At 68.9% G+C, this 12,931-nt stretch carries 12 protein-coding genes; 6 read left to right on the top strand and 6 right to left on the bottom strand.

Annotation, left to right across the window (positions count from 1 at the left end):
• Positions 1 to 164 precede the first annotated feature (164 nt).
• The 4 genes from ACTHL4_RS04600 to ACTHL4_RS04585 all read left to right on the top strand — a co-directional run bounded on the left by ACTHL4_RS04600 (position 165) and on the right by ACTHL4_RS04585 (position 4,269).
• On the top strand, positions 165 to 305 hold the full coding sequence (locus tag ACTHL4_RS04600) for a hypothetical protein (RefSeq protein ID WP_440281561.1): 141 nt from the start codon (positions 165 to 167) through the stop codon (positions 303 to 305).
• Between the two features lie 36 nt (positions 306 to 341).
• A complete protein-coding gene (locus ACTHL4_RS04595) occupies positions 342 to 1,364 on the top strand; it encodes a tRNA (adenine-N1)-methyltransferase (protein ID WP_440281560.1) in 1,023 nt (340 codons plus the stop codon).
• A gap of 54 nt (positions 1,365 to 1,418) precedes the next feature.
• Positions 1,419 to 3,176, top strand: coding sequence for a proteasome ATPase (arc, locus tag ACTHL4_RS04590; RefSeq protein WP_440281559.1), 1,758 nt, complete (start codon positions 1,419 to 1,421; stop codon positions 3,174 to 3,176).
• Positions 3,177 to 3,306: 130 nt separating this feature from the next.
• Positions 3,307 to 4,269, top strand: coding sequence for a hypothetical protein (locus ACTHL4_RS04585; protein ID WP_440281558.1), 963 nt, complete (start codon positions 3,307 to 3,309; stop codon positions 4,267 to 4,269).
• A gap of 67 nt (positions 4,270 to 4,336) precedes the next feature.
• Here the strand turns inward: ACTHL4_RS04585 and ACTHL4_RS04580 are convergent, their stop codons facing one another.
• Both ACTHL4_RS04580 and ACTHL4_RS04575 read right to left on the bottom strand, forming a co-directional pair.
• Positions 4,337 to 4,813 (bottom strand): (2Fe-2S)-binding protein, encoded by a 477-nt coding sequence (locus tag ACTHL4_RS04580; protein WP_440281557.1) that lies wholly within the window; start codon positions 4,811 to 4,813, stop codon positions 4,337 to 4,339.
• A gap of 12 nt (positions 4,814 to 4,825) precedes the next feature.
• Complete coding sequence (locus tag ACTHL4_RS04575) at positions 4,826 to 7,159, bottom strand: molybdopterin cofactor-binding domain-containing protein (protein WP_440281556.1); 2,334 nt, start codon at positions 7,157 to 7,159, stop codon at positions 4,826 to 4,828.
• Between the two features lie 481 nt (positions 7,160 to 7,640).
• Between ACTHL4_RS04575 and ACTHL4_RS04570 the strand changes: the two genes are divergently transcribed.
• Entirely contained in the window at positions 7,641 to 8,144 is a 504-nt protein-coding gene (locus tag ACTHL4_RS04570) for an FBP domain-containing protein (RefSeq protein WP_440281555.1), read from the top strand.
• 25 nt (positions 8,145 to 8,169) lie between these two features.
• On the opposite strand, the gene ACTHL4_RS04565 is transcribed toward ACTHL4_RS04570, so the two are convergent.
• Genes ACTHL4_RS04565 through ACTHL4_RS04550 form a run of 4 tightly spaced genes read right to left on the bottom strand, consistent with a single transcriptional unit; the run spans position 8,170 to position 11,160 of the window.
• Entirely contained in the window at positions 8,170 to 9,417 is a 1,248-nt protein-coding gene (locus ACTHL4_RS04565) for an FAD-binding protein (protein ID WP_440281554.1), read from the bottom strand.
• Complete coding sequence (locus ACTHL4_RS04560; protein WP_440281553.1) at positions 9,414 to 9,782, bottom strand: DUF3054 domain-containing protein; 369 nt, start codon at positions 9,780 to 9,782, stop codon at positions 9,414 to 9,416. Before ACTHL4_RS04560 ends, ACTHL4_RS04565 begins: the two co-directional genes overlap by 4 nt.
• On the bottom strand, positions 9,779 to 10,801 hold the full coding sequence (locus ACTHL4_RS04555) for a Gfo/Idh/MocA family protein (RefSeq protein ID WP_440281552.1): 1,023 nt from the start codon (positions 10,799 to 10,801) through the stop codon (positions 9,779 to 9,781). Before ACTHL4_RS04555 ends, ACTHL4_RS04560 begins: the two co-directional genes overlap by 4 nt.
• Positions 10,798 to 11,160, bottom strand: coding sequence for an alpha/beta hydrolase (locus tag ACTHL4_RS04550; protein ID WP_440281551.1), 363 nt, complete (start codon positions 11,158 to 11,160; stop codon positions 10,798 to 10,800). The genes ACTHL4_RS04555 and ACTHL4_RS04550 overlap by 4 nt, the downstream gene beginning before the upstream one ends.
• Positions 11,161 to 11,286: 126 nt before the next feature.
• Between ACTHL4_RS04550 and dop the strand changes: the two genes are divergently transcribed.
• Positions 11,287 to 12,816: a depupylase/deamidase Dop gene (gene dop, locus ACTHL4_RS04545; RefSeq protein WP_440281550.1), complete on the top strand. Its 1,530-nt coding sequence runs from the start codon at positions 11,287 to 11,289 to the stop codon at positions 12,814 to 12,816.
• Positions 12,817 to 12,931 lie beyond the last annotated feature (115 nt).

Below are 12,931 nucleotides of genomic sequence, written 5' to 3'. Positions count from 1 at the left end.
GGGGCCCCGGGGGGGGTGGGGGGGGGGGTTCCGGGGGGGGGGGGGCGCGCCCCCCGCCGCCCCCGGCGCCCGGGCCGGGGCCCGCGGCGCCCGCCCTGGCGCGCGTCCAGCCCGCGGGCTGGATCGCCGAAGTAGCCTCGGTCGATGCCGACGTCACGGCGCTCGTGCGAGCGGCGCAGCACGTCGGCGGCGCCATACAGGATCTGCTGGTGGTGACCAACGGCCGGCCCGTCGGGCTGGTCTCGGTCCAGGTGCTGGGCGACGCGCTGGCGGCCGCCGAACACCCCACCGCGGCGTCCGTCTGAGCCCGGCCCGATGCCCGCCGTCTACTATTTCCGTTCGTGACCTCGCCCGAACCCACTGGCTCCGCCGCGCGTCGCGGCCCCCTCACCGCTGGCGAACGCGTGCAGCTGACCGACCCGAAGGGCCGCATGCACACGCTGCAGCTGACCCCGGGCAAGCAGTTCCACACCCACCGCGGCCACCTCGACCACGACGACCTGATCGGCCTGCCGGACGGCAGCACCATCACCAACACCGCGGGAACCGAATACCTGGTGCTGCGCCCGCTGCTGTCCGACTACGTGATGTCGATGCCCCGCGGCGCGGCGGTGGTCTACCCCAAGGACTCCGGGCAGATCGTGGCCATGGCGGACATCTTCCCCGGTGCGCACGTCGTCGAGGCCGGTGTCGGCTCCGGTGCGCTGTCGATGTCGCTGCTGCGTGCCGTCGGCGATCACGGCCGGTTGCACTCCATCGAGCGGCGGGCCGAGTTCGCCGACATCGCCAAGGGCAACGTGCGTGACTTCTTCGGCGGTGATCACCCGGCCTGGACGGTGTCGGTCGGCGACTTCGTCGACGTGCTGCCGACCGTCGCCGCGCCGGGCACCGTCGACCGCGTGGTGCTGGACATGCTGGCGCCGTGGGAGTGCCTCGACGCGGCCGGCGAGGCGCTGACACCCGGAGGCGTCTTCATCGCGTATGTCGCCACCGTGACGCAACTGTCGCGAGTGGCCGAAGCCGTGCGCGCGCACGGTGGTTACACCGAGCCGGAGGCCTGGGAGTCGATGGTGCGCGGCTGGCACCTGGAGGGCCTGGCCGTGCGGCCGCAGCACCGGATGCACGGACACACCGGCTTCCTGGTGTCCACCCGGCGATTGGCGCCCGGTGTCACGCCCCCGCTGCGCAAACGGCGCCCCGCCAAGGGCGCGCAGGAGGCGGACGCCCCAGATATTGAGACGAGCACCTTCGATGTCGCGCGGGACCCGCAGTCGTGGACATCGCAGAATCTGGGCGAGCGCCCCGTCTCGGACAAGAAGCTGCGCAAGTTGCAACGTTCAGCAGGCGAGCCGCCGCTGGAATGACGAGGTTTGCGGGTTAGGGTCAGGGGGCATCGAACCGCAGCGACGACTGACGTCGTGCTCGCGCTAAGGAGGCCGACCGTGACCGACCACTCCCACGAAGCTGATGCGCCGAAGAGCTCCATCGAGGGCTTGCAACGCGAGATCCGAACTCTGCGCGAACGACTTGCCGTCTCGTCCCCTGCGAACGCCGGAGAGCTGCAACAGCAGGTCCGCCAACTGCAGGCATCGGTCGGCACCCTGTCAGCGCAGAACGAACGCCTCGTGCGCACCTTGAAGGAAGCGCGCGAACAGATCGTCAACCTCAAGGGCGAGGTCGACCGACTCGCGCAGCCGCCCGCGTCATACGGAGTGATCGTCGAGACGCACGACGATGCCACGGCCGACATCCTGTCCTCAGGACGCAAGTTGCGTGTCGCGGTGAGTCCGTCCATCGAGCCGGCCGACCTGACGGTCGGGCGCGAGGTGATGCTCAACGAAGCACTCAACGTGGTCGCCGCCGTGGGTTTCGAGCGGGTCGGTGAGCTGGTCCAGGCCAAGGAGCTGCTCGGCGAGGACCGGGTGCTGGTGATCGCGCACGCCGACGAGGAACGCGTGTGCCGCATCGCCGCCAACCTCGTGGGTGAGACGATCCGCGCCGGCGACTCGCTGCTGTGCGACACCCGCACGGGCTTCGTCTTCGAACGCATCCCCAAGGCCGAGGTCGCCGACCTCGTGCTGGAGGAGGTGCCCGACATCCATTACGAGGACATCGGCGGCCTCGCCGGCCAGATCGAGCAGATCCGGGACGCTGTCGAACTGCCCTACCTGCACGCGGACCTGTTCCGGGAGCACGCGCTGCGCCCGCCCAAGGGCGTGCTGCTCTACGGCCCTCCCGGGTGCGGCAAGACGTTGATCGCCAAGGCGGTCGCTGCCAGCCTGGCTCGCAAGGTCGCCGAGAAGACCGGCCGCGACGAGACGGCATACTTCTTGAACATCAAGGGCCCGGAGCTGCTCAACACGTATGTCGGCGAGACCGAGCGGCACATCCGGTTGATCTTCCAGCGGGCCCGGGAGAAGTCCTCCGACGGCACTCCCGTGGTGGTGTTCTTCGACGAGATGGAGTCGCTCTTCCGCACCCGCGGGTCGGGTGTCTCCTCCGACGTGGAGACCACGATCGTCCCGCAGCTGCTGGCCGAGATCGACGGTGTCGAGCAGTTGCAGAACGTCATCGTGATCGGTGCCTCCAACCGGGAGGACATGATCGACCCGGCGATCCTGCGGCCGGGTCGGCTCGACGTGAAGATCAAGATCGAGCGCCCGGACGCCGAGAGCGCACGCGACATCTTCGGCAAGTACCTCGTGCCGGAGCTGCCGTTGCACGCCGACGATCTCGCCGAGCACAACAACTCGCCGCAGGAGACCGTCGAGGCGATGATCCAGGCGTCCGTCGAGCGGATGTACACCGAGATCGACGAGAACAAGTTCCTGGAGGTCACCTATGCCAGCGGTGACAAGGAGATCCTCTACTTCAAGGACTTCAACTCCGGAGCGATGATCCAGAACATCGTCGACCGGGCCAAGAAGATGGCGATCAAGGACCAGCTGACCACCGGTCAGAAGGGCATCCGGGTCGATCACCTGCTGCGCAGCTGCGTCGACGAGTTCAAGGAGAACGAGGACCTGCCCAACACCACCAACCCGGACGACTGGGCACGCATCTCCGGTAAGAAGGGCGAGCGGATCGTCTACATCCGCACGCTCATCGACGGCAAGGACGGCGCCGAGCCGGGCCGCTCCATCGACTCGATCAAGGGCACCGGCCAGTACCTCTGACCTCGGTCGGGGCACCTTCGGTCAGACACTTCGCGCGTTCCACCGCGCGAAGTGTCTGACATGAAGTGGCCTGAGGCGGTTGTCCACAGGCTCGTCACGCGGGACCGTCCAATTCGGGCACGATCGTCGGATGGATCCAACAGCAGCCGATGTCGCAGCGGCGAGTGCACGACGGCGGGTGTATGGCGCCGATCGGCGCCGCATCGCGGCACAACTCGCTGCCGACCACGGCGGCGTCGTGCATCGTCGGACGCTGTCGCAGTACGGCATCGATCGGGACGGTATCCGCAACGAGGTAGCGGCGGGCCGATGGTTCAAGAAGGGTCTGCACACCGTTGCTGTCGGCTCGGCGCAGTTGACCACGCCGGCGAGCTGGTGGCACGCCGTATGGGAGAGCGGGTCGGAGGCGCGGCTCGACGGAGCCACCGCACTCCTCGCGAACGGCATGACGGGATTCACGGCCTCGATCATCGACGTCGCTGTGCCGGCTGCTACCCGACACCACCGCGTCGAGGGCGTCCGGCTGCATCTGCAACGCCGACCGGCGCCCGTCCTCCGCGCCGGTGTTCCCCGCGTCAGCACCGAGGTGGCGATGATCCACGCTGCACAGTGGGCGGTGTCGGACCGTCAGGCCGCCTTGTTGATCTGCCTGCCGATGCAGCAGCGCATGACCAGCCCGGCACGGCTGGCGCTCGCGTGGCGCGGAGTGTCCAGGTCTGCACGACGCACCTTCTTGAGCAACGTCGTTTCCGACGTGACCGACGGTGCGCATTCGCTGGGTGAACTCGATTTCGCTCGTATGGCGCGCCGCGTCGGGCTTCCCATGCCGTCGCGGCAGGCTGTCCGCACGGGTCCCGGCGGGCGGGTCTATCTCGATGTCAGTTGGGACGATGTCGGCCTGGTGGTGGAGATAGACGGTGGTCATCACGCGTTGGCACTGAACCCGATCGACGACGCGCTGCGCCAGAACGAGCGAGTTGTCGCGGGCGACCGGGTCCTCCGCATTCCGGTCATCGGCCTACGGCTCGCGCCGAAGGAATTCCTGCTGCAGGCCCGCCGGTTGTACGACGCCCTGTCGGGATTGCGCCGATAGGTCCGGGTTGTACGGATCGCGCGTTCCGCCGCGCGATGTGTCCCACTGCGGCCCCATGCCGTGTGGCTCACATCTTGGCGGCACCGGCCCTGATGGCTTTGCGGATCCGGACATAGGTGCCGCAGCGACATACGTTGCGGATGGTGTCGAGATCGTCGTCGGTGATCGCCCGGCCCTCGGCCTTCACCTTGTTGACCAGCGCGACCGCCGCCATGATCTGGCCGGGTTGGCAGTAGCCGCACTGCGCGACGTCCTCTTCCAGCCAGGCCTCCTGCATCGGGTGCAGGTCGGCGCCGGCCGTGTCCGCGAGCCCCTCGATGGTCGTGACCTCGTCGTCGGGCTGAATGTCCTTGACCTGCACCGAGCACGGATTGAACGCCTTGCCGTTGATGTGGGACGTGCAGGCCTTGCACACGTTGATGCCGCAGCCGTACTTCGGGCCGGTCACCTTCAGCACGTCCCGCAGCACCCAGAGCAGCCGGACGTCGTCCTCGACCTCGACGGTGACCTGCTCCCCGTTGAGCTTGAAAGTGTGGGTGGGCATGATGCACTCCGCTCAGTAGGTGTGCGAGAGGCCGTCGGTGGGCGACTCGGGCAGGGACGGGACGTAGGGCTTCACGTCGAAGGACAACGTGTCGTGGTTGATCGGGAATCTCTTCGGTGTGGTGCCGGTGGCACGCGCATACGCGCACGCCACCGCGGCGAAGGACGCCGGGACGCCGGCCTCACCGACACCGCCGGGCTGGGCGGACGACGAGGGCATGATCACGCACTCGAAGTCGAACGGCGTGTTCCACTCACGGGTGTAGAAGTAGTTGTCCCAGCTGGCTTCGAGGAAGTGGCCGTCCTTGAGGTGTGTGCTGTTGGTCAGCGCCAGTCCGATGCCGTCGGATGCCGCGCCCATCATCTGCGCTTCGACACCCCGCGGGTTGATCACCAAACCCGCGTCCACGGCGACGACGACCTTGGTGACCCGGGGTCCACCGACACCGTTGCGGATGCGGCGGTTGACGGTTTCCGGCCGGCAGTCGATCTCGACGAGGAACGCTGTGGCACCTTTGTATTCGCGATGCACGGCGATGCCTTGCGCGGTGCCGGGAGGCATCGTGCGGCCCCAGTTGCCAACTTCGGCGACCTTCTCCAGAACCGCCTTCACCTCCGGATATTTGACGTTCGCCAGGCGGAACGCCAGCGGGTCCTTCTTGGCTTTCCGGGCCATGAGGTCGACGGTCAGTTCACTGGCGCAGGCGACGTCCTGGGAGTAGATCGACCGCATCGACCCGGTGTTGAACCGCGTGTCCGTCTCGTCCAGCAACTGGGTCACGACCCCGAAGTTGTACGGCAGGTCCTGGGTGAGGAGGAAGATGCTCTGGGAAAGGCCGACACCCACGAGGCCGGGCGGCAGGTCGGCGGCGGTCGCGACCAGCATCTCGCCCAGGCCGTGGCTGAAGTCGGTCGCCACGCTCGTGTGCCGCTGCTCGAAGGTGAGCACCTGGTCGCCCAGCATGGTGGCGCGACAACGAGACGTCGCCATCGGATGCATGCGTCCCTGGCGCGGCTCGTCCACCCGGTGCCACATCAGTTTGACCGGCTTGCCCATCGCCTGTGACACGCGCGCAGCTTCGAGCGCCGGATCGTGGAACAGCTTGTGCCCGAACGAGCCACCGCCCGTGACGACGTGGACGGTGACCTTGTCCTGGGGCAGACCGAGCGCTTCGGCGATCTTGCCCTGGGCGACGATCGGCGACTTCAGGCCGGACCAGATCGTCGCGTGGCCGTCGCGCACGTCGGCGATGGCGCAGTTGGTCTCCAACGCGGCGCTGCTGCGGAACATGAACTCGAAGTCGGTGTCGACCTGGACCCCGAGCAACGGCAGTGTGGGCACCACCAGGGGGATCTCGGCCTTGCGCAGCTCACGCAGGACCGAGGCGTCGTCGGCGCCCGGGACGACGCTGCCGCCGAAGTCCGCCTGCACCGCGCGCACCGCGTCGATGCACTGACCGAAGGTCCTGGCGCGGACCGCGACCCCGGTCTCCACCACGGCGACGTCGGTGACGCCCGGCATCCGCAGGATCGCGTCCTTGTTGCGCAGTGCGACGGGACGGCCGTTGAGGCCCGGAGCGCGGCAGACCATGGTCGGCAAGGCGTCGGGCACCTGCAGGTCCATGGTGAACTGCTTCTTGCCGGTGACGATGTCCCGCGCGTCGACACGATTGCGCGGGGTCCCGACGACGCTGAACGACGTGCGGGCCTTAAGTTGTGTCCTGGCGGCCTTCGTCGTCGTGGTGGCCGCCTTCGTCGCCAACGCGCCGTAGCTGACCGACGTACCGTTCGGGGCACGCACGACGCCGAGCTTCGTCGTCAATTGGCCCACAGCGTAACCGAGTTCGACAGAGGCGGCCTTCAGCAGCGCGCCCTTGGCGATCGAGGCGGCGACCCGGATGGGCGTGTATGTCGACACGGTGGAGTTCGAGCCACCGGTCAGTTGGTTGAAGACCAGTTCCGGGCGGGCAGGGGCGAGCGAGACGATCACCTTCTCCACCGGCAGGTCGAGCTCCTCGGCGATGATCATGGCCGTCGAGGTGGTGATGCCCTGACCGACCTCGGCGCGCGGGAGTGCGAAACTCGCCGTCCCATCGGAGTGGATGGTGATCCTGATGAGGCCTGAGGTGGCCAGTGCCGCGGTGCTCTCCAGGTCCTCCAGGTCGAACAACGCGGCGATCTGCGGGGGAGAGGGGATCGCCGCCTCGGCAGCTGTGCCGAGGCGCAGATCGGCCGCCACGGTCAGGGTCGTCCCGGCGACCAGGTAGCCGACGAACCGCCGGCGACTCAGTCCTCGACGTCCGGGCGGTGCTGCCGCGCCGATCCCATGGGGCTCGTGCTCGGTCACCCGATCTCCTTCCGACGAGCGGTCCGGCACCGTGGCCGGGACCGCTGTGGTGTGTGTGATTGGCCGGCTCCAGGCGCAACAGTGCCACGCCGACCACGCCGCATGATCTGTTGAGATTTCAAAGAATTGGTCAATTTCATCCGTCTCCAGGCCGTGTGGCGCCGGTGAGTCCCGTGGCGAAGAAATGGGCGTGCCCCGCGGGCAGCGCGTGTGAGACGGTGGGTCGGCCCGATGTCTCAGTTGTCCTGCCGGCATCGGCGAGATGAGACGTGACGATGAGCGGCGTGAAGCCGCCGGGAACGAGGTCGGCCCCCATGGCCTGCTCAGCGCACAGCTGACCCGCCGGTCCAGGACGAGACAGTGATCTCGCGACGGATCGGTGTCCTGCCATGCCCTGACGCCATACACCGGCAGCCGCACAGGTGCGGTCGGCCGGATGGTGCGTCAGCCGCGAACCTCATCGACCGAAGGACCTTTCCGCATGCTTCCCCTGACCGACGCTGCCATCCGCAGCTCGTTCGTCAACGCCACCAAGCGCGAGATCCGTGACGCGGTGCTGCCCGACCTGGGCACCCTCGACTGGGACCGCCTCGACCTGCTCGGCTGGCGTGACACCACGAAGGACAACACCGGCTACGTGGTGGTCGACATCGACGGCACTGCGGTCGGCGTGCGTTTCACCACCGCTTCGCGGACCGGGCCGCGACGGCGCACCCTGTGTTCCTGGTGCCAGGACGTGATCGTCGCCGACGACGTCACGCTGTATGTCGCCCGCCGCGGCGGGGCACCGGGCCGGCGCGGCGACACGATCGGCACGTTGATCTGCAGCGACTTCGGTTGCAACGGCAACGTCCGGCGCCCACCCACGCTCACCGAGGTCGGCAGTGCCGACGAGCAGGATCGCCTCAACCTGATCGACCGACGCATCGACGGCCTGCGGCAACGGTCCACCGACTTCGTGTGGCAGATCCTCGCGACGCGCTGATCAGCCGACCGTCACGTGGTGTGCCTCAACGCGCCACGTGACGGTCGACGAAGTCGTTGCCGAACTTGCCCGCCGGGTCCAGGGATCGGCGCAGGTCGTCGAAGTCGTCCAACCGGTCGTAGGCGAAGTCCAGTCGTCCGGGATAAGTGAAGACCTTGCCCCAGTGCGGCCGCGGCGCAAGATCGGCCAGGGCTTCCTGCACCACGCCGACCGCCTGATGCACCGCGTTCAGCTCGGGTTTCCAGGTGAAGTGGAACGCCACGGAGTCACGTCGGTGAGCCGGGCTGAGCCATGCGGATTCGCCTGCGACAGCTCGGATCTCGCCCACGAGCAGGTGCGGTGCAATCCGATCGCCGACACCGAGCAGCGCCTCGACGGCACGACCGGCGTCCGCGGCGGCGACGAAGAACTCCGACTGCACCTCTGCACCGGCACTCGGGGTGAACCCCAACCGGAAATGCGGCAGCCGGTCGGCCCACGGACCGGGCACTCCACCCTGCTCGGTGACGGCGTCCGGTGTGGCGCCGGCGGCCTGCAGCGGATGCAGCGTGTCGGCCACCCACCGTGCGCCCGGTAACTCCGGCTGCCCGGCGCGGTCGTCGGCGATCGACTTCACGATGACGTGATCGGCTCCCGGCCCGATCCACCGGCCGAAGACACTCACGCTGTATGCCGCCGCCAGCACCTCGTCGATCCGCGCCGCCAGGTCGCGCCAGCTCAACCCGACGAATGCGTCCTGACGGACGGCGTATTCGGGGACGGTCGCGAGCCGCAGCCGGGTGACGACCCCGAGCGCGCCCAGCGACACGACGACACCGCCGAAACGCTCGTCGGAGTCGTCGATCCAGCGCAGGCGCCCGTCCGCGGTGAGCAGTTCCACCGCCCGGACGGCCGATGCCAGCCCGGGCTGTCCCACCCCGGAACCATGCGTGCCGGTGGCCACACTGCCGGCGATGGTGATGTGGGGCAGGGACGCAAGGTTCGGTAGCGCACGGCCGGACGCCGCCAGCGCCGGCACGAGTTCGCCGTACTTCATCCCGCCACTGACGGTTACGGTGCCGGTCGTGTCATCGACCTCCGGCGGGGCGATCAGACCTGACAGGTCCAATTGCCAACCGGATTCGCTGTCCGCGATGCCGTTGAAGCTGTGCCCGGATCCGGCCACCTTCGCCTGTGGCGCGTCGGCGACGAACTGCTGCAGCTCCTCGACCGTGGCCGGTTGCACGCGCCGGACGGCGCGGTAGTCGTAGGTGCCGGACCAGTTCGTCGTCATACCAACGCCTTTCGGGAGCGAAGACCGACGAGGAGCCGCCAGCCGAGTAGGAAGAGTCCGAGGAAGAGGGTGGCCACGACGATGAACGTCGGCGCCGTGCCCCGGCCGGTCAGGTGACGCAGCACCATGCCGACCGCGACGGCGCTCACCCACACCGGCCAGCCGGTGCGCACCGTCAACGGCGGCCGTCGTGCGACCAGGAAGGTCACGACCCAGCCGACCGCGACGCCGGCCAGGAAGGGCCACGCGGTCTGCAGCACACCCAGGACCGGGCTGCCCTCGTCGTGGGAGGCTCGTCCGACGGCCGCGAAGACGAGCACGATCAGTGCGTCGAGGCCGAGCGGCAGCAGCAGTCTGGCGCTCATTCGCCGGGGTAGGTCACGCCGAGCTGCGCGCGGACCTGGTCCATCAGCCGCATGATCCGCAGCGTCTCGTCCCAGGGCATCAGCGGGGACTCGGTGTCGCCGGCGGTGATCCGGCGGGCGACCTCGACCGCCTCGAAGTGCAGGCCGTGCCGGGTCACCGGCGGCTCGTAGGTGTCGAGCACCGTGTCGTCGACCCCCACGAGACGGACCGGCCCGGGCTGGTAGAACCAGCCGGGCAGCTCCAGTCGTGCCGCGTCACCGCTGATCACAGCGGTATTCGCCGTCTGCGCGCTCATCGTCGTCATGCAGGTGGCGACGGCCTCGCCCCGGGAGAGCACGACGGTCTCGTTCCGGTCCACGCCGTCCGGTGTCAGGACACCGGTCGCGGCGACGTCGAGCTCGCCGGGCAGCAGCATCGCCGCCAGGGAGATCGGGTAGATGCCCAGGTCCAGCAGCGCACCGCCGGCGAGCGCGGGGTCCGCGAGCCGCTGGGGACCGCCGGGGTAGAGCAACTGCCCGTGGTCGGCCACGATGGTCTGCAGGGTGCCCAGCAAGCCTTCGGCGACGGCCTGTCGCACGACGTCATACCGCGGCAGGAAACGCGACCACATGGCTTCCATGCAGAAGAGCCCTCGCTGTCGCGCTTCGTCCAGCACCTCGGCCGCCTCCGTCGCGTTGCGGGTGAAGGCCTTCTCGACCAGGACCGGCTTGCCGGCGCGCAACGCCAGGAGTGCGTGCTCGCGGTGTGCCGAGTGCGGTGACGCCACGTAGACGACGTCGACGTGCGGATCGGCCACCAGCTCCTCGTAGGAACCGTATGCCGTGAATCCGCCGAACTGCGAGGCGAATTCACGAGCGCGGGTGATGCTCCGGGAGCCGCAGGCCACGATCTGCTGGCCGGTTTCGGCCAGCAGCGCCCGGGCGAACGCGGTGGCGATCCCGCCTGGAGCGAGAATGCCCCACCGCACGGAGGGGGCATCGCGTGGATCGAGGGTGCGCGGCGGCGGCAGTGTGGTCACGAGAGCCAGTTTCGCAGAGTGTCGACGATCTCCCAGCGGGCCTGCCGGGCGACCGGCGCGAACCCGGGAATGTTGAGGAATCCGTGCGGGACGCCGCGGTAGTGCGTCAGGCGTGTGCTCACCCCGCTGCGTTCCAGGGCGGCGGCGTAGTCAGCGCCTTCCTCGGCCAGCGGGTCGAACTCGGTCTGCAGGAGCGCCGGTGCGGCGCCCGCGTGCGCCGGGATCTCGGTGCCGTCACGCATCGGCAGCCGGACGGTGTCCCGGACGATGTGCTGCCTGACCCCTCCGGTGACCAGGGTGACCGGAAAGCGCGGGTCCGGGGTGAGTGCGCGCCGTAGCGCGATCTCCTCGGGCTTCATGGTGGCCACCCTGGCGGGCGACCCCGGCCGCCATACACAACAAGCGGGTGCGGAGCGGCATACCGGTCAGGTCCGCCCAGTGAGCCTTCGTCATGCCAGCAAGTTACGCAGTCCTACAGTCGGCGTATGAGTGTGCGTCGGATCATGGGCATCGAGACCGAATACGGGATCTCCGTTCCCGGCGACCCGACCGCCAACCCGATGGTGCTGTCCGGGCGGGTCGTGACGGCATACGCCACCCAGGTCGGCATGCGCGCGGCCCGTGCCGGGTGGGACTACGAGGACGAGGCACCGCTGCGCGACGCCCGCGGGTTCGACATGGCGCGCGGCGCCGCCGACGCCAGCCAGTTGACCGACGAGGAGGACCCGACCCTCGCCAACGTGGTGCTCACCAACGGTGCTCGGCTGTATGTCGATCACGCGCACCCGGAGTATAGCTCCCCGGAGGTCACGACCCCACGCGATGCGATCACCTGGGACCGGGCGGGAGAGTCGGTGATGCGGGAGGCGGTGCGGCTGTTGTCCCCGGCCGGTGCGCCGGGCGTCAACCTCTACAAGAACAACACCGACGGCAAGGGCGCGTCCTACGGCACGCACGAGAACTACCTGATGAGCCGCGCGACGCCGTTCTCGGAGATCGTGCGGCACCTGATCCCGTTCTTCGTCGCCCGCCAGGTGATGTGCGGCTCGGGGCGGGTCGGCATCGGCATCGAGTCCGGGAAGCCGGGCTTCCAGCTGGCCCAGCGTTCCGACTTCTTCGAAGTGGAGGTCGGGCTCGAGACGACGCTGAAGCGACCGATCATCAACACCCGCGACGAACCGCACGCGGTGGCCGACCGTTACCGGCGGCTGCACGTGATCCTCGGCGACGCCAACCACTGCGACGTGACCAACCTGCTGAAGCTGGGCACGACGAGCCTGGTGCTGGGCATGATCGAGGACGGCGCGGTCACCCGGGACCTCACCGTCGAGAAGCCGGTCGAGGCGCTGCGGCGACTGTCCCACGACCCGACCCTGCGGGCGACCGTCGAGGTCGCCGGCGGCCGCACCCTGACCGGCGTCCAATTGCTCTGGGAGTACTACGAGCTCGCGGACGCCTGGCTGCAGCGGTTGTATGGCGGGGAGCTCGACGACGACACCGCCGAGGTCATGCAGCGGTGGGAGCAGGTGCTGAGCACGCTGGAGCGCGATCCGATGGAGGCCGCCCGCGAGGTCGACTGGGTGGCCAAGCTCAGGACACTGGAGAGCTACCGGGCGCGGGATGGCCTGGACTGGTCGGACCACCGGCTCCGGGCGATCGACATCCAGTGGTCGGACGTGCGGGCGGACAAGGGGATCTTCAACCGGCTCGCCGCTGCCGGCCGCTTCGAGCAGCTGGTGGACGACGCCGCGGTGCAGCGGGCCATGTCGGAGCCGCCGACGGACACCCGGGCGTTCTTCCGCGGCACCTGCCTGGCGCGCTTCCCGCAGGAGGTGGCTGCCGCCTCGTGGGACTCGGTGATCTTCGACGTCCGCTCGCAGCCCAGCCTGCAGCGGGTGCCGATGCTGGAGCCGGAACGCGGCACCCGGGCTCACGTGGGGGCGCTGCTGGACCGCGCCGGGTCGGCGGACGAGCTGTTGCGCCTGCTGGCCGAGGACGCGCCGCGCATCGATTGAGGATCCACCGGACGACACGGTCACACGCCGGTGGTGCGCGTCGCGTCATACCGGCCGTCCCACGTAGGGTTGAGAGTGAAGCGCAGCACATCGCGCACGGACGAAAGGACATCGC

The organism is Flexivirga sp. (assembly GCF_051955415.1).
Lineage (GTDB): Bacteria > Actinomycetota > Actinomycetes > Actinomycetales > Dermatophilaceae > Flexivirga.
Note: the sequence above shows the minus strand (reverse complement) of the source record. Positions and strands in the feature narration are given on the sequence as shown.

What these genes read in the sequence shown, in the direction of transcription:
- ACTHL4_RS04585 (WP_440281558.1), top strand. Translation starts at nt 3,307, where the DNA reads ATGGATCCAACAGCAGCCGATGTCGCAGCGGCGAGTGCACGACGGCGG.
- ACTHL4_RS04580 (WP_440281557.1), bottom strand. Translation starts at nt 4,813, where the DNA reads ATGCCCACCCACACTTTCAAGCTCAACGGGGAGCAGGTCACCGTCGAG.
- ACTHL4_RS04570 (WP_440281555.1), top strand. Translation starts at nt 7,641, where the DNA reads ATGCTTCCCCTGACCGACGCTGCCATCCGCAGCTCGTTCGTCAACGCC.
- ACTHL4_RS04565 (WP_440281554.1), bottom strand. Translation starts at nt 9,417, where the DNA reads ATGACGACGAACTGGTCCGGCACCTACGACTACCGCGCCGTCCGGCGC.
- ACTHL4_RS04560 (WP_440281553.1), bottom strand. Translation starts at nt 9,782, where the DNA reads ATGAGCGCCAGACTGCTGCTGCCGCTCGGCCTCGACGCACTGATCGTG.
- ACTHL4_RS04550 (WP_440281551.1), bottom strand. Translation starts at nt 11,160, where the DNA reads ATGAAGCCCGAGGAGATCGCGCTACGGCGCGCACTCACCCCGGACCCG.
- dop (WP_440281550.1), top strand. Translation starts at nt 11,287, where the DNA reads ATGAGTGTGCGTCGGATCATGGGCATCGAGACCGAATACGGGATCTCC.